General features: G+C 57.0%; 11 protein-coding genes. 5 read left to right on the top strand and 6 right to left on the bottom strand.

Annotated features, from left to right (window positions below; genetic code table 11):
• Window position 1: 1 nt before the first annotated feature.
• Window positions 2–1,795 (bottom strand): TnsB C-terminal domain-containing protein, encoded by a 1,794-nt coding sequence (locus IEY47_RS05255; RefSeq protein ID WP_188982103.1) that lies wholly within the window; start codon window positions 1,793–1,795, stop codon window positions 2–4.
• A 112-nt stretch (window positions 1,796–1,907) separates the two neighbouring features.
• Between IEY47_RS05255 and IEY47_RS05250 the strand changes: the two genes are divergently transcribed.
• Both IEY47_RS05250 and IEY47_RS05245 read left to right on the top strand, forming a co-directional pair.
• The gene (locus IEY47_RS05250; protein WP_229779222.1) at window positions 1,908–3,278 is read left to right on the top strand and encodes an MFS transporter; all 1,371 of its coding nucleotides are present in this window, start codon (window positions 1,908–1,910) and stop codon (window positions 3,276–3,278) included.
• A 201-nt stretch (window positions 3,279–3,479) separates the two neighbouring features.
• A complete protein-coding gene (locus tag IEY47_RS05245; protein ID WP_188982102.1) occupies window positions 3,480–4,799 on the top strand; it encodes an MFS transporter in 1,320 nt (439 codons plus the stop codon).
• A 24-nt stretch (window positions 4,800–4,823) separates the two neighbouring features.
• Here the strand turns inward: IEY47_RS05245 and IEY47_RS05240 are convergent, their stop codons facing one another.
• The 5 genes from IEY47_RS05240 to IEY47_RS05220 all read right to left on the bottom strand — a co-directional run bounded on the left by IEY47_RS05240 (window position 4,824) and on the right by IEY47_RS05220 (window position 11,273).
• Entirely contained in the window at window positions 4,824–5,627 is an 804-nt protein-coding gene (locus tag IEY47_RS05240; RefSeq protein WP_188982101.1) for an energy transducer TonB, read from the bottom strand.
• 1 nt (window position 5,628) lies between these two features.
• Window positions 5,629–6,072 (bottom strand): protein TolR, encoded by a 444-nt coding sequence (gene tolR, locus IEY47_RS05235; RefSeq protein ID WP_188982100.1) that lies wholly within the window; start codon window positions 6,070–6,072, stop codon window positions 5,629–5,631.
• 14 nt (window positions 6,073–6,086) lie between these two features.
• The gene (gene tolQ, locus IEY47_RS05230; protein ID WP_188982099.1) at window positions 6,087–6,803 is read right to left on the bottom strand and encodes a protein TolQ; all 717 of its coding nucleotides are present in this window, start codon (window positions 6,801–6,803) and stop codon (window positions 6,087–6,089) included.
• Between the two features lie 85 nt (window positions 6,804–6,888).
• Complete coding sequence (locus IEY47_RS05225; protein ID WP_188982098.1) at window positions 6,889–8,814, bottom strand: phytase; 1,926 nt, start codon at window positions 8,812–8,814, stop codon at window positions 6,889–6,891.
• Between the two features lie 65 nt (window positions 8,815–8,879).
• Complete coding sequence (locus IEY47_RS05220; protein ID WP_229779269.1) at window positions 8,880–11,273, bottom strand: TonB-dependent receptor; 2,394 nt, start codon at window positions 11,271–11,273, stop codon at window positions 8,880–8,882.
• Between the two features lie 452 nt (window positions 11,274–11,725).
• Here IEY47_RS05220 and IEY47_RS05215 point away from each other — a divergent pair, with 452 nt between their 5' ends.
• The 3 genes from IEY47_RS05215 (at window position 11,726) to IEY47_RS05205 (ending at window position 15,156) form a co-directional block, all read left to right on the top strand.
• On the top strand, window positions 11,726–13,126 hold the full coding sequence (locus IEY47_RS05215; RefSeq protein WP_188982096.1) for a purple acid phosphatase family protein: 1,401 nt from the start codon (window positions 11,726–11,728) through the stop codon (window positions 13,124–13,126).
• A 72-nt stretch (window positions 13,127–13,198) separates the two neighbouring features.
• Window positions 13,199–14,113, top strand: coding sequence for a GGDEF domain-containing protein (locus tag IEY47_RS05210; protein ID WP_188982095.1), 915 nt, complete (start codon window positions 13,199–13,201; stop codon window positions 14,111–14,113).
• Complete coding sequence (locus IEY47_RS05205) at window positions 14,104–15,156, top strand: AraC family transcriptional regulator (RefSeq protein ID WP_188982094.1); 1,053 nt, start codon at window positions 14,104–14,106, stop codon at window positions 15,154–15,156. Before IEY47_RS05210 ends, IEY47_RS05205 begins: the two co-directional genes overlap by 10 nt.
• Window positions 15,157–15,166 lie beyond the last annotated feature (10 nt).

The following is a 15,166-nucleotide window of genomic DNA, read 5'->3' as shown; positions in this document are numbered from 1 at the left end:
TCTACTCCTTCACCGGATAAATAGTCGGAGTGAAAGTATTTTCATCTTTAATAGACTCAGTTTCTGAATCGTTAACTTCAGTTAAGGGAGGAATATGGGAGTTCGCGAGTTCGTAAGTTTTTTTTTCGAACTTATTCTTTCTTTTTTTCCGCATTAGCCTTTCAGCGTCTGCCCTTATCTTTGAGCTGTCTTCTTTCGACAACCAAGCTGGCTCATTATAATTTCGGTGTAGAAGGTTTAATTCAGCAAGACTCATATCGGGCCTAGTTAGTCCGTAATCGGCCTCGATATATTCGCCGTTAATATACACCCAAACCTTCTTCATGCTAAACGGATCGTATTTTACGATCACGTCTTTTTTCCCAACATGTAAAGCAAGCGCAGGAGAAGAATAGAAATTCCTTTTCAACTGAACACCTTTCGGTGTTATATTTCGTCTCTCTTCTGGCATGAAATCTAGTTTGAACCTAAAAGGGTCCGCAATGATCGGCGGAAAATAAATGTTACCCCGATCATTCTTGAATGAACTAAACCACACATTTGCGGGTGATCTTCCATCTAAACCCTTATGAGGAGTATTATGATAAGATTCTATTTCTAATGCTAACCATGCCAAGAGTCTTTCAAATGTCACACTCGCTTTGATGTTTTCTTTCCCTCTCTGCTGCACATTGGACATAGTTGTTCCAGGTAAGGAATGCACTCTCCTCATCAAAGTTCCGATTAGGCGCTCCACTATCCCACCCCAATGTTTTTTTCCTTTTGGCCTCCATTCGACTGCAATATCATTAAACGCACAAGCCCTGACAAATTTTGGGCTTCGAAATTCTGCAGCATTATCGAGAAATATTGTTTTTGGTTTTCCGTAAAATGGATATTTAGCAGAATTAGCCCCAATCGAATTTAGAAAGTTCGTTTTTGTAAAGCAAGCCATGGACAGCGTAGCTGCGACTGAGACAGCGGAAGGCGAATGTAAAGCCAGATAAAAGCCTAAAATTACACGTGTGTATACGTCTACAGCGACGGTTAGCCATGGCCTAACAGGCCGGGATTCGACACCATCTACCGATAGAAATATGTCCACTTCTGTATGGTCCATCTGCACCCTTTCTAGAGGTCGAGATACCTTATATTCTCCTGGTTTGAGGCCCAACTTATCTTTTGCATATTCAGCACCGTGAGTTGCGGTAAGCTTTTCCAATGGGCTTAATTTCCTTATCCGCCGCTGTATTGTGCTATAACTTGGTGCGATTAGAGATGCCGCACCACATTTATCAACTACATTTTCGTAGACCGATCTTGCAGTTGCGCCTTTTCCTTTATAGTATTTTTTTATGCAATCATTAATTATGTCGGAAACTTTATCATCCAATAGCGTTTGCCCTGCCTGCCTGCCCCGCTTGTGTGGAATAAGCTGAAGAACACCGTTCTCTTTAATGAAATTATTTAGCATCTTATAAATTGTTACTTTTGATAGATTCAAAGTAACGGCGGCTTCGGCGATGGTTATTTCATTGTCACTGCATTTTGTAAGTATTTTATATCTTTCCTGAGCCATCTCAGCGCTTTCAGGCGATATATTTTCGAGGTTTGGTGATGTTGGAAAATCGACTTGTCGTGAACGCTCAACGACTGGGGACTCTTGAATGACTTCAATCTCATCCAATGGAACAACATGGAACTCTCTATTTTTCTTTAACTGGATTTTGAGCTTACCCTCAGGCAAAAATTCTATAATGAAAGCCATGTTGCCAAGGGCGATTATGGGCATGCCTTCTACAAGCGTAATGTCCATGCTCACCTCGCTGTTTGGATTTGTTGTATCTCGATGTTCACGATTACAAAAATCACTATAGACGAGAAAAAACACAGTTCGCAGATTTTTTTATACCTTACAGTGACCTTAATTGAAGCAACTATCTATTAATCAGATACTTACGCGCTTTATATTATTTACTGACGCCCCACATGAGCATCGATCCTATGGGACGAACTACTTGAGCACACAGCTGGCTGATGCGAAACGGATGGCGTCGCGCTCGAACATCGGTAATAACATAGACACCCGGATCGCAGTCCTTAGGAATACGATGTCGAGCACGCACGAACCATCACCAATCGCTATGGGTACCCTGGGTGCGCTTCAGATCCTAATTTGGGGAAGCTCGTACTTTCTGTTGGCCGTTTTGGCGGAGCCTATTTCCGCTGAGACGGGCTGGTCCAGACAGCAGATATACGGTGGGCTTTCTTTAGGGGTTTTCGTTGCGGGGCTGTTGGCGCCGGCATGTGGGCGTTTCATCGCGCGGAACGGTGGCCGTCAGCTCCTGTGCGCAAGCGGCCCCCTGGTCGCTGTCGGGCTGGCGACCTTAGCGGCCTCGCATTCGTTGGTTTCGTACTTCATCGCCTGGTTCATCATTGGCATTGGAATGGCCCTCGGCTTGTTCGAGGTGTTGTTCGCAACGTTAGGCCAGACTTACGGCAGTAACGCAAAGTCTGCGATGACCAAGGTCACACTATGCTCCGGCTTCTGTACGTCAATCATGTGGCCGCTCACGGCATTCTTGCTGGATGCGTATGGATGGCGATGGGTATGCGTCATCTACGCGTTTTTGATGCTTGCCCTGGTGTGGCCGCTCTATCGTTCCGCCCTTCCCCCTTACCGACCCGAACCGCCTCCCGCGCGAAGCGATACGACCGGCAGCCCAAATCCGAGCGCGTCATTCACCCAAATATTCGTCTTGGTGATGCTGCTTTTTAGCTTGTCCGGCGTGCTGATGGCTGCGTTATCGGTCTTGTTGATCACCCTTCTGCAAGGTGTTGGCTACACGCTAGCAGGCGCAGTCGCGGTCGGTGCGCTGATGGGGCCGGCCCAGGTCGGCGTGCGGGTGATTGATTTAGCGTTTCGGAACGCCAATGCCCTCACAAAGACCAAAATATCCGTATCGCTAAGCGCGGTAGGGATGCTGATGACCACCTTAGTGCCTTCCACCGCCGCTATAGGAATGGTGTTGTATGGCGCCGGCAACGGGTTGCGCACGATCGTCCGCGGGACGTTGCCGCTTATGGTTTGGACGCCGAGCGACTATCCCGTGATCATGGGCAGAATTGCCAGGCCCGCACTGATCGCGCAGGCGGTGACGCCGCTTGTAGGCGGATACGTGCTCGAACATGCTGGCACCAAGGCTACGTGGATGTTGCTTTCCAGTCTTACGCTGGTGAATGTCGCGCTCGTGTGGAGATTGTCCGTCGCGATGAGGCAGGCCGGCTGCAACCGCTGATGCCATTTTTCGGGCGTTTGAACCTACAAAGGGCTTGCGGCACTCCGGTCCCCTTCCCATCTCCAATCCTTTCGTTACACTAGCGCGCCCATTTTTGGGGCGCTAACGAGGCGCGTTCATGCACCGTCCTGGTGCCTGGATTTGCCCCGGTTCCGATCCATTCCCTACCGCTGTTCCGACGCCTGACTGATCGAGGTCTTTATGTCGCCCCAATTACTGGCCATGGTGCTGGCGCCGCTGCTTGGCTTATTTATCGTGTGCATCGGCAACGGATTCATTTCCTCGTTGACGACATTGCGGTTGGACGCCGCAGGGGAATCGGCGGCGATCGTGGGTATCGTGTCTTCCTCCTACTTCGTCGGGCTCACGATTGGCGCGATGTTCAACGACCGGCTGATCATCCGGATCGGCCACATTCGGGCCTACAGCGGATTCGCTTCATTGATAGCGGTGACGGTTTTGCTGCAGGGGTTGTACTACGACGCCTGGTGGTGGGCAGCGCTACGCTTGATAAACGGATGGGCAACGGTTGGCGTGTTTCTGGTCGTCGAAAGCTGGATGCTGCTGGCAGGTGACCAAAAGGCTCGCGGTCGCTTGCTTGCGCTCTACATGATGGCCCTGTACGGCTCAGGCATGTTGGGCCAACTGGGGCTTGGAGAAATTGACGCATGGGGCACTGCCTCGCCGTTTATGGCGGCAGGCCTCTTGGCATCGTTGTCGGTGCTGCCCATGACCTTCATCCCACGCATCACGCCTACCGTGGAACGCTCCGAGCCGTTGCTGCCGAAACAGTTGATACATATGTCGCCCAGTGGCGTTATCGGGTGTTTCGGATCGGGGATTGCGATCGCGGCCGTCTACACGCTGTTGCCCCTTTACCTGCAACGCATCGGACTTGATGTCACGGAGGTCGGCCAGATGATGGCCAGCGTCATTCTCGGGGCGATGTTGCTGCAGTATCCCGTGGGTCGCTGGTCCGACCATCAGGATCGGCAGACGGTACTCATCGCGCTTAGCCTATTCTGCCTGGCAATATCGCTGGCGATTCTCCTGCTGCCCTCCTCTCAGCTCACGCTCATGGTACTGCTGTTTCTCCTGGGTGGCGGCATCTTCGCGATCTATCCTGTGTCCGTCAGTCACGCGGCAGACCGGGCACCGGCCGGCGCGTTGGTGCGCATGATCCAAGGGCTGCTGCTCATCAATTCGGCCGGCTGTGCGATCAGTCCGCTGTTGATCTCCTCATTGATGACCCGGATGGGCGATGCCGGGCTGTTCTGGTGTTTCAGCGCGCTCAATCTTTGCTTGGTGATGCTCTTCATTTGGCGCCGCCAGGCGCGTCCGGCACCCGTTCAGGTCGCGCCGTTCACGGCGGCTACGCCCACCTCGCTCACGGGGGCAGAGCTGCGGGTCACGGACGACCTCGTTCAGGGCGCGTTGGAGCACGAGCTCAAGGAAGATCTCTCGGATGTCGTGCCTGGCATCGATGTCGCCGAACCCATCCTGGAGGCGGATAAGGCCTAAGCGGCACTCAGACCCGATCCGGCACTATTGGATACGGTAGCTGAACGTGTTCTTCACGTTCGCGACCGCCACTGCCTGACCGTTCACGACCTTGGGTTGATAACGAAAGCTTTTCGCCGCAGCGATCGATGGCCTCACGAACAGCGGATGGCAGTTGCCGGCGATCACGGGGTTTTCAACCCGACCTGATGCGGTCACCGTATAGGTAACCGTACATTCGCCTTCGATCCCTCGATCCAGCGCCTTTTGCGGATAGTCAGGCGCCTCCTTGGCAATAGGCAGGTATTGCCGGCTCGCCGCTTCGGCCTCTGCCCGCGCCGCCGCTAATGCTGCCTGACGCTGCGCCTCCGCCTGCTGCGCCGCACGTTGTTCCTGCTGGATCTGGGCTTCACGTTGCGCCGCTTCGCGTGCCGCCAACTCGTGTTGCAGCTGTTCCGCCTTCTCACGGCGTTGACGCTCCGCCTCCAGCCGTTGTTCACGCTTTACGCGACGCTGCTCCTCGCGCCGTGCCTCCTCTACCCGCTTCAAGGCCAGATCAGCCCGCTCGACGGATTTGCGTTCGACGATGGGTTCAGGTGCGGCCTGCACCGGAGCCGGAGCGTCCGGGATGGCCGGCGGAGGTGGCGGGACCGGTGCAGGAAGCGTCACCAGTTGAGTTTTGATAACGGCCGCTACCGCGGGCGCCATAGGCGCTTCTTGGGCCAACTGCAACAGCACGAGCGCCAATCCAGCGTGAAGAGCGAGCGCAAGGCCGCCCGCGAACGTGTGATCTCGCCATGTGGACGATCCCGATTGGGGAATTGGCGCGCCAAGGGTCAGGCAATTCATGTCACGGCGCCTCGGTGATCAGACCAAGGCGGCTAACGCCCCCTTGTTGCAGCTCGGCGATACCGGCCACCACCGCGCCATAGTCCGCGTTCTGGTCCGCACGAATGTAGACCTGCGTTTCGGTGTTCTCCTGCACGATGGCGGCGATCTTTTCGCGCATCTCAGACTTGTCGACGGCACTGTCGGTCTGCGACTCGATGTCGATCTCGCTACCGACGTTCCAGTAATAACTGCCGTCCGACTTTACGGACAACGTGACGATGCGCTGCTCGCCTGGGGTCGGTAGTGCCTCGGCGGCCACCTTGGGCAGTTCGATCTGCACACCTTGAACGAGCATCGGCGCCGTCACCATGAAAATCACCAGCAGTACGAGCATCACGTCGATGTAGGGAACGACGTTCATCTCGGCCTTCAGGCCATGTTTATGAGGAGGTCTGGCAAGCATGTCAGTGACTCCTCTCAGGCTGCGGCCGCGACATTAGGCGTCGCCACATGCAAACGGCGATGCAGGCGCCCTTGCAGCTCATTGCCGAACGCGTAGTAACGCGAAATCAGCGTTTGCGTCCTGGCAGAAAAACGGTTGTAGGCCATCACCGCAGGGATCGCGGCGAACAGACCGATCGCCGTAGCGATCAGCGCTTCGGCAATGCCGGGCGCAACAGTCGACAATGTCGCTTGCTGAACCTGCGAGAGGCCGAGGAACGAATTCATGATGCCCCACACCGTTCCGAACAGCCCGATGTAAGGGCTCACTGAACCGACCGTCGCGAGGAACGGCAAGCCTTTCTCCAGGCGCTCTTCCTCTTCGGCGATAGCAACGTGCAGGCTGCGTTCGACGCCGTCGATGACGGCTTCAGGGTTTGATCCGGCAGATGCCTGAAACCCGCTAAAGGTCTGGTACCCCGCAAGGAAAATGCGTTGCAGGCCTGCATCGGAAAACGACTGGCTAGAAGCGCCTTCACGATACAGCGCCGCGATGTCATCCGTGCGGAATCGCTTCAGATAATCCTTGGCATGCCGCTCGCTGCGGCGCAAGACCGCTCCGCGGTGGATGATCAGGTACCAACTGATCAGCGAGGCCAGGACCAGACACACCATGACGGCTTGAACGACGAGACTGGCATCGGTGACAAGGCCCCAGACGGTCATGTGTTCGAGGGTTGGCTGCGTTTGCATGAGGTTTTCCTTTTAAGTCGGTCGAGCGCCAAGCGTGTGCTGGCTGACAACAGCATCCCGAATACGGGATGCCTGTGTGGGTTTGCTATTCGAGCCCGAGCGCATCGGCGACCGCCGACCAGGGCACATATTTGAAGGTCTGGTTGCTTTCCGGCATGCGCTTGCGGCCGTCCTGGACGACGAGCAGGCCACGGCTCCAGGGGCCGCCTAAATTTGCCGACGTCACCTCGAGTCCATCCGTTTCGGACGCACCATCGATACCCAATGCCGCGTTCAGGCCGATTTGAAACCTTCCGCGCACGGTATAGGGCGCCTTGGCGTCGACGACGACATAACTGTCATTGCCCTGGCTGGAGATCACGAGGTAATCCTGTTTTGCGCCCTGATAAAGCGCCAACCCTTCGATGTCGTCCTTGATCGGCCCACCCACCGCCACCACTTTTTCCAATTGTGTTGGCGCATCGGCACGTGCATCTAGCGACCAGACCGCAACATCTTCTTCGCCAATGTAGAGGCGCTCGTTGCGATCGTCGGCGACGCACCCTTCGGGCTGAGTCTCGGTTTTGAACCTACGAACGAGCTCACCCGAGACCTGTCCACCGCGTCCATCGAGGCGGTACTGCAGAAAGGTGCCGTCCTTGTCGTTGGCAATGGCATGGAGGTCGCCGCTTTTGTCCTTGAACAAGCAGAAGCCGTAAATTTCCGACAGCGGCGTAGGCACTTGGCCGATATCACGAAGCTCGCCGTTGGCCGGATCGATAGCGAACGCGTGCAGGCTGTTGTGATCGCGATTGGTTGCAACGGCGAGATCCACCTGCCCGCTGCCCAACTGGAAGCCCGAGCGCACATCGACGTTGTTGAGTCTGCCTACGCGCAGGTCCTGCACCTGCTTTCCGTCCAGGTCGTAAACGACCAGGCCACCCTTCTTGTCCGTTCCCAGGACGCGGCTCTTCTCCGGCGCTTTAGGGTTTACCCAAATGGCAGGATCATCTGCCGCGTCTCCCAGGCTCGGTACCGGCGCTGTCTCGACGGTGGGCATGATCTGGATGACCGGTTCGCTGTGCGCTGGCGACCGTGGTGTCCAATCCAGGGTCGCGGAACGTGCGCCAGCATCGTCCACCAACAAAAGGTCGAGCCCCTTGGCTGTCGTCCTTGCGCTGATCTGCTCGGGTTCACTCAAACCTTTCAGCGCGAGCGTAGCTACGGACTCCCATTGCCCGTCGTCGGGTTGGTAAAGGTGCAGGGCCGAAGCGCCCGGATCCAAGGTCAGCAACCCGCCTGGTACCACCGCCATGCCGGCAACCGCTTCGGCGACGCCACCAAACGGTGCGCGAATATCGACCGGCTCGCGCACCAGAGGCGCTTCGGAACCTGCCGCATAGCGCCAGAGGCCAACGCCCTCCTCATTCACGAACAGGCTGTCGCTGCGGTCATCCACCTGGCAGAAACCACTTTCCGGCGGCAGGCTCAAGGCTCGAACGAGCAGCGCCTGTGCTAACGGATGCCCGCGCTGGCCAACTAGCCATTGTTCGCCAATGCCCTCTTCACCAATGACGAACAAGAAATCGTTCTGCCCCGGGTCACGGTAAAGGCATAGCCCTTCGATGGCGTAGCGGGTCTTGGGTAAGTAAAGCGGTGCCGCGAAGCGACCACCACCCTCGACACGAACCAGCAGCGCCTGCTGGCGTTTCTTATCCACAGTGGCAATGAGTAGACCGCTTGCGTCGATCCGGTGATCGAGCGTTTCGAACGCGCCCGGCATCCCTGCAAGCGGGCGACCGTCTCGGTCGAGCAACTGCAGCCCTTGCGTTTTATCGGGGTTGATCTGGATACGATCGGCGCCTCGAGCGAAAGCACCGGGCGCTAGCAACTGGGCATATTCGGTGGCATCCACCGACGTGCCCACCTGCAGCACAGGCAGCTTAGTTATCGCGGCCTGTTCGGAGGTAGGGCTCTGGCAGGCGGCAAGGCCGATGCACAAACCGAGCAGGCTGATTCTGAAGGTATACATGTGGAAAGGAATCCTCGCGCGGCGTCAGACGACGCCGCGTTCATTCAAAGGTCGCGTCTTGTTCGTTAGAAATGAGTCAGCGTCAGGCCCAGTTTGTAGGTCGGGCCATACTCCTCGTACTGCGCGTTGTAACTGCGGCGGCCGGCGTAGGTGTAGTAGTGCTCGTCGGTGATGTTCTGCGCCTCGAAGGTGAGTTGCAGGTTTGGCGTCAGGAAGTAGCCAGCTTTGAAGTCGACGAACATTTGATCGTCCGAATACAGATCGAGCGCCTCGTCCTGAATGCCCGCCACTTCCATCAGGTACTTCGATTTGTAGTTCGCCGCGACGCGCATGTTGAAGCGATCGTTCTCCCAACCGACCATGAAATTGCCCACGGTGTCGGACTGGTTCGGCATGTCGATAGAGCGTTTGGCGCCCTGCCCTTCGATCGTCGCGTCCGATTTGCTCAGCGTGACGTTAGCGCCGAGTAATACCCCGTTCCACGGGGCCGGTAGCCAGTCGAATTTCTGCGAATACGCCAACTCCAGGCCGTAGAGCTTGGCACTGTCGCCATTTTCGAAGCTCAACGCCTCGTCAAAATCAGCCCACGCACCGGTACCGGCAAGGTCCGTGTTGTAGATGAAGTTGTCGATGTCCTTGTAAAACAGGAAGGCTGATACGACTCCCGCGCGGCCCATGTAGTGCTCGATGCCCAAATCGAAATTCATGGACTCCAACGGCTTGAGGTCGGGATTGCCAAATTCGGCGTCACTGCCATCGATCATGAAGCCCGGCGCCAACTGGCCGAACGTGGGTCGAACCACGGTGTTGGTCCATGCAGCACGGATGGCCGTATCGGGTGCCAATTGATAGTGCAGGTGCAATCCCGGTAGCCAATGATCGTAGCGGTTGCGACTTTTAGTGTCCTCGTACACGTCATCCCGCAGCCCCGTGCCCTTGGCTTCGAACTCAGTGCCTTCGTAGCGAATGCCCGCGATGACCCGCAGGTCGTTCACGTCCACCGTATTCATGAAGTAGGCGGCGTTGATGTCTTCGCGCATGTCGAAGTCATTGATCCGCGAGTTTTCTTCGTCGTAGAAGGCAGCACGGTCCAATCCGCCTATTAGCCCTTCGATAGCGCCCGCGCTGATACCGTTGCCGTAGTTGCCCAGCGCGTAATCGACGTTGCCACTTTGGTACCCGGCGAGATTGACGTCGTCGAAATCGTCATAGACCCAGACCTCGGTATCGCTGGTCTTGTCGCGGCGACTCAATTTGCCACCGAATTTGAATTGGGCCCCGTGCCCTGCGAGATCGTAGTCACGCGCAAGGTCGAGGCGAATGTTCTTCTCTTTGTCCTTGCCGCTGACTTTTTCCCACTCCACCTCATCGAGCGTGAAGGCAGCGGGATCGTAAAAATCCGATCCGACTGCGACACGGGGCTTGCGGTTACCGTCGAAGCCGATACCACTGAAATCTCCAACGAATTCCGCACCCGCTATCCCGCCGGGATCGCGCTCGGTAGATTCGCTGTAGCCCGCCTGACCGCTGACGGTCCATAGATCGATGATGCGCTCACCGCCCAGTACGTACGATTTGATTTCCTGGGTGTCCTCTCGGGACTTGAGGTCACGCCAGCCCTCGCCATCCCCGCGCTCACCGGAGAGTTGCGGATCTTCGAAGGCCACACCCGAGGCATTACGCGTTTCCGTGTCCTTGAACTTGCTGTAGAGCGTGCGCAGGTAATAGCTGGATAAATCGTCAGGGCGATAGTCGAAGTTCAGACCGAAGCCCGTGCGCTCTCGTGTGATTTCGTAATCACGCTGTTCTACTTCTTCAAGGCGCGCGCCATCTTCAAAGTCCCAGGCACCCCCGGTTTCCACATTGTCAGATCCGAATTTGCGCTTCTGCCAGCTGAATGCCGCCGCAACGCCGAAGTTGTCGATGCCGTCGCCTAAGCTAAAGCGGTTGCTGATCGCGCCGGAAAACTTCGGGCTGTTCTTACCCACGTTTTCGTCGTGGCTGCCTTCCCCACTGATCGTGTAGAACAAGCCGTCATGGTCGAAGGCCGACAAGCTTTCAACCTCGATCGTCCCGCCCAGCGAATTCGCGTCCATGTCGGGCGTCAGTGTTTTGGTCACTGACAGCGACTGGATTAGTTCGGAGGGCAGGACATCGAGGGCAACGGCGCGGCGCGAACCCTCGGGGGCAGGCACCAAAGTGCCATTAATCGTGACGCTGTTTAGGTCAGGGGCAATGCCGCGAACGCTGACAAAACGGCCTTCACCTTGGTCACGCTCGACCGATAGACCTGGAATCCGCTGCAGTGCTTCGGCGGCGTTGTCGTCCGGTAGCTGACCGACGCCATCGGCGTGAACGACGCTTTTGATACTGTCCGAGGCTTTTTGCTCACGCAGGGCCTTGTCGGTGCTGACCGCCTGGCCAATGACTTCCACACGTTCGATTTCCACCTGACCCATTGCCGGCGCGGCAGCGGCGATCGCAACGGTGAGCAAGCTGACTTTGAAACCTGCACTACGAATCTGACGAAACGGGCTACCCACGGTGATCCCCTCCCTTGAATGGTCCCTGGCGACACCAGGAATGGGAGCGGAAGGTAAAAACCCTTTGTGGCACTTACATGACGCCTTTGGGAATCATCGCTATCTAAGCCCGGGTTTCAGCCCGGTTTTCACCCGATCTGAGCTGAAAAGACCTCGCCTGCGTGATGCCAAGACATTCGCCCCCTGCCCTTTAGTACTGCAAGAACCCCGTTACAGAGGGGGAGAAACTTAAAATCCCCTTAAAAACACGGGATTTCTTTTCAGCTTCCCTGAGCTGAATTGACCCCCTCGGATGTCACCGAACCGTCATTCTCGTTTGTTTCCTTGGCGCCGCACGCTTCTCAAAGAATGCCAACAAGGACAGCCAGATGTACCGTTCACTGTTACTCACGACGATGATTTCGGCGATGCCGTTTTGCGCAATGGCTTCGGCCACGGCAGCGCCACCCCATTCGCCGGGCGTTCCTTACGCAGCCGGCGTGTTACCTGATCGCGTGGTGCTGACCCCCGGTGCCGATCCGGCGACCGAAATGGGCGTCGCGTTTCGCACCGCTATCGATCAGCCCACTGCGGAGCTGCAGTATGGTCCAGCCATTGCCGGGCCTAACGTCGTGGCGCGTGTCGAACGTCTTTCCGGCAGCAGCCACCGACTCGATACTGAAAATGGCTCCGCGCTCTACCATCAGGTCCGCCTCGAAGGCCTCACGCCCGATACGCCTTACGCCTACCGAGTAAAAGGCAGTGCCGGCTGGAGCGAATGGCATCAGTTCCGAACCGCCAAAGCGACGGCGGCGCCATTCGCCTTCATCTATCTGGGTGATACCCAGAACGACATTCTTGCGGTCGGCTCGCGCACGATCCGGCAAGCGCTGCAAAGCATTGCGCGCCCGGCACTGATGGTTCACGCCGGCGATCTCGTTTCGCAACGCGATGACCTTGTCCATGACGATGAGTGGGGTGAGTGGAACCAGGCCGGCGGGTTTGCACTCTCGGCAATTCCGCAATTGACGGCAGCCGGCAACCACGAATACGTGGATCATTTTCTTCCCAATGGCGAAGAAACGCGCCTGCTTGGTCCGCACTACCCGCTGCAGTTCACCACACCTCCCAATGGCGTCGAGGGGTTGGGCGATACGACGTACTTCACGGATTACCAAGGGGTGCGCTTCATTGTGCTGGACGGCACGTCTGCAATCGATCTAGGTAGCATGGACGCGCAAACGGCTTGGCTCGAGCAGACGCTGCAGTCGAGCAACGCTCGCTGGAATGTGGTGGTCATGCACCAACCGATCTATACCTGCGCACGACCGGAGGACACCACGGAGCTGAAGGAAGCCTGGCAGCCTTTGTTCGATCAGTACCGTGTAGACCTTGTCCTACAAGGACACGACCATTGCTACAGCCGCCTAACGGACGAGTCCGGGCGCAAGGCCAGCTCCAAAGCACGTCAGGCCGACGAAGCGGTGGGTCCGGTCTACATGGTGTCAGTGACCGGCTCGAAAATGTATGGCCTCAATGACCGCGCACAACGCCAGCCCGACCGTGTCGCCGAAGATACGCAGCTCTATCAGACCGTCGAGGTGGAAACGGATCGCCTGAAAGTGCGCGCCTACGCAGTGAATGGCGTTCTCTACGACGCGTTTGACATCGTACGGACCGAAGATGGCCGCAATCGCTTGCATGAGATAGAGGGCGATACGTTCGATGAACGCGTCTGTCGTGGCGAAAGCGGCCCGGACGGGCTGCCCTGTACCGCACGCGGCAAATAGATCTTCGTCATCTTATTGAGATATTGGGCGGGCATGCTCGGCACGCCCGCCCTTCGCCTGCCGGAGATACCCATGAGATCGTTCTTGAAAATGCATAGCTGGACGTTGGTCGGCCTATTTGGCGCGGGCAACATCGGCCTGCAAATCTACCTGGCGGCAGGCGATATCAAATACTGGCCCGAGATCAATTGGATGGACGTCGCCGGCGAAGGGGGAACGGCAGTCATTCTATTCGGCTGGCTGATCATGCTGCTCAGGGCGCGGCCTGCTGGACGTGTGACCCGGCTACTCTCACTCGGGCTCTGTTGCATGTGCTTCGCGATGTGGATGGACGTGTTGGACGAGTTCATTCGACTGGCGCCTGAAGCGGTCTGGGACAATTGGCTGGAAACCGCGCCAATGCCGGTCGGTATGCTGTTACTCACCTTCGGCATGTTCCACCTGCATCGCGAACAGCAAGCCATCAGCGCTCAAATGAGCAAGCGCGAACGACTGTTTCGTGAATACCGCTTGTTCGACAATCTGACGCCACTCGCGGGAGCGCAGTACCTAAAACAGCATCTCGCCCAAGCCTTGGATATGTCGACGAAGGAACAGCAACCCCTTTCGCTCGTGGCGATCGATCTTGATGACTTCAATGAGATCAACGTGCGTTACGGCCAGGACGAGGGGGATCAGGTTCTGCAGGGCGTTGCCCAGTTGCTGTTGATGAACCTTCGGCAACAGGACGTACTGTGTCGCCTGGCAGGCGACCGCTTCGTCGCGGTACTGCCCAATACCGGTGAACATCAGGCGCTCGGCATCGCGGAAGAACTTCAGCAAAGCATCGCTGCGCTGGCACATCGAACCGTCCGCCATGGCGAGCGCCTTCATTTATCGGCCACCGTGGCCACCGTCATGGCGTTGAACGAAGACGAAGATCAGTTGCTCAAGCGACTGAACATGGGCCTAGCGAAAGCGAAGCCGAGAACGGCTCAATGCGCTTGACGGCCCTGCGGGAGGCCCCCGAAGCCGGGTATGAGTGCGACAGCCGCTTCGTCGCGGCTCATCATCTCCCCGCGGTGCTGATCGATCTGGCACGCTCCAGGAATATCGACACGCACCGCTTGTTGCGTGGTTGTGGCTTGTTCTACGAGGACGTCATGACCGGCCGCGCGCAGATAAGTCCGCGTCAATTCCTTCAGTTGGTCGAAAATACCCGTCGGCTGCTGCCGGCTGCTGACACCCCTTTTCTCTTCGGGCAGCGCTTGTGGCCGGGCCATTACGGTGCCGCGAGCGACGTACTCGAGCAAGCCGACCACCTGCTTCAGGCGCTCGAACACATCAAGGCTTACCGTGCGCTGCTCTCACCGCTGCTCACGCCCGTCATGCATTTCGACGAGCAATACCTGCATCTTTATTGGCGTTTCAGCTGCGGGGAGAATGACAGCAACGCGTTTCTTCTAGAAAGCGCGATGACCGCTGTTGTCGCCTTGGCAAGGCGACAACAGATGGAGCGCTTGCCGTGGCGGTTCGAATTCGCGTACGCAGAACCTTCCCACGTCGAACAGTACTGGGTACACCTCAGTGATAACGTCGCTTTCGGCCGCCCTTCAACGGTAATGAGTCTGCCAAGAGCGCACTTACTACGTCCCTGGCCCCATGCCGGGTCGACCGGAGGCCGGGTGGCTCGGCAGACGTGTGACGATCAGCTTCTCACGTGGGGATGGGCCGCGAGTTTTCTGGACGAATTGAACGAGCACCTGACGCGTCAGATACGGCAGCCTTTGAGCTTGGAACGCGTTGCAGCCGCGTTCGCGGTCAGCCCCGCGTCACTCAAACGGCGCCTCGCCAAGCACGGCACCAGTTTTCAGGAGCAGCTCGACTTGGCCAGGCGAGACCTGGCCGTTCATCTGTACCAGGTCAAAGGCCTTTCGAACGACGAGGTCGCTCAGCAATTAGGGTTCAATGACATCACCAATTTCCGGCGTTCGTTCAAGCGCTGGACGGGCCTCGTACCCAGCGAACTGAAAGCACTGCTCGGTCACTGATCGTTCACGT

The organism is Pseudomonas matsuisoli (assembly GCF_014647635.1).
Lineage (GTDB): Bacteria > Pseudomonadota > Gammaproteobacteria > Pseudomonadales > Pseudomonadaceae > Pseudomonas_P > Pseudomonas_P matsuisoli.
The sequence above is the reverse complement of the archived record's forward strand: the minus strand, read 5'-3'. Positions and strand labels throughout refer to the sequence as shown.

What these genes read in the sequence shown, in the direction of transcription:
- IEY47_RS05255 (WP_188982103.1), bottom strand. Translation starts at nt 1,795, where the DNA reads ATGGACATTACGCTTGTAGAAGGCATGCCCATAATCGCCCTTGGCAAC.
- IEY47_RS05245 (WP_188982102.1), top strand. Translation starts at nt 3,480, where the DNA reads ATGTCGCCCCAATTACTGGCCATGGTGCTGGCGCCGCTGCTTGGCTTA.
- IEY47_RS05240 (WP_188982101.1), bottom strand. Translation starts at nt 5,627, where the DNA reads ATGAATTGCCTGACCCTTGGCGCGCCAATTCCCCAATCGGGATCGTCC.
- tolR (WP_188982100.1), bottom strand. Translation starts at nt 6,072, where the DNA reads ATGCTTGCCAGACCTCCTCATAAACATGGCCTGAAGGCCGAGATGAAC.
- tolQ (WP_188982099.1), bottom strand. Translation starts at nt 6,803, where the DNA reads ATGCAAACGCAGCCAACCCTCGAACACATGACCGTCTGGGGCCTTGTC.
- IEY47_RS05225 (WP_188982098.1), bottom strand. Translation starts at nt 8,814, where the DNA reads ATGTATACCTTCAGAATCAGCCTGCTCGGTTTGTGCATCGGCCTTGCC.
- IEY47_RS05220 (WP_229779269.1), bottom strand. Translation starts at nt 11,273, where the DNA reads ATGGGTCAGGTGGAAATCGAACGTGTGGAAGTCATTGGCCAGGCGGTC.
- IEY47_RS05215 (WP_188982096.1), top strand. Translation starts at nt 11,726, where the DNA reads ATGTACCGTTCACTGTTACTCACGACGATGATTTCGGCGATGCCGTTT.
- IEY47_RS05210 (WP_188982095.1), top strand. Translation starts at nt 13,199, where the DNA reads ATGAGATCGTTCTTGAAAATGCATAGCTGGACGTTGGTCGGCCTATTT.
- IEY47_RS05205 (WP_188982094.1), top strand. Translation starts at nt 14,104, where the DNA reads ATGCGCTTGACGGCCCTGCGGGAGGCCCCCGAAGCCGGGTATGAGTGC.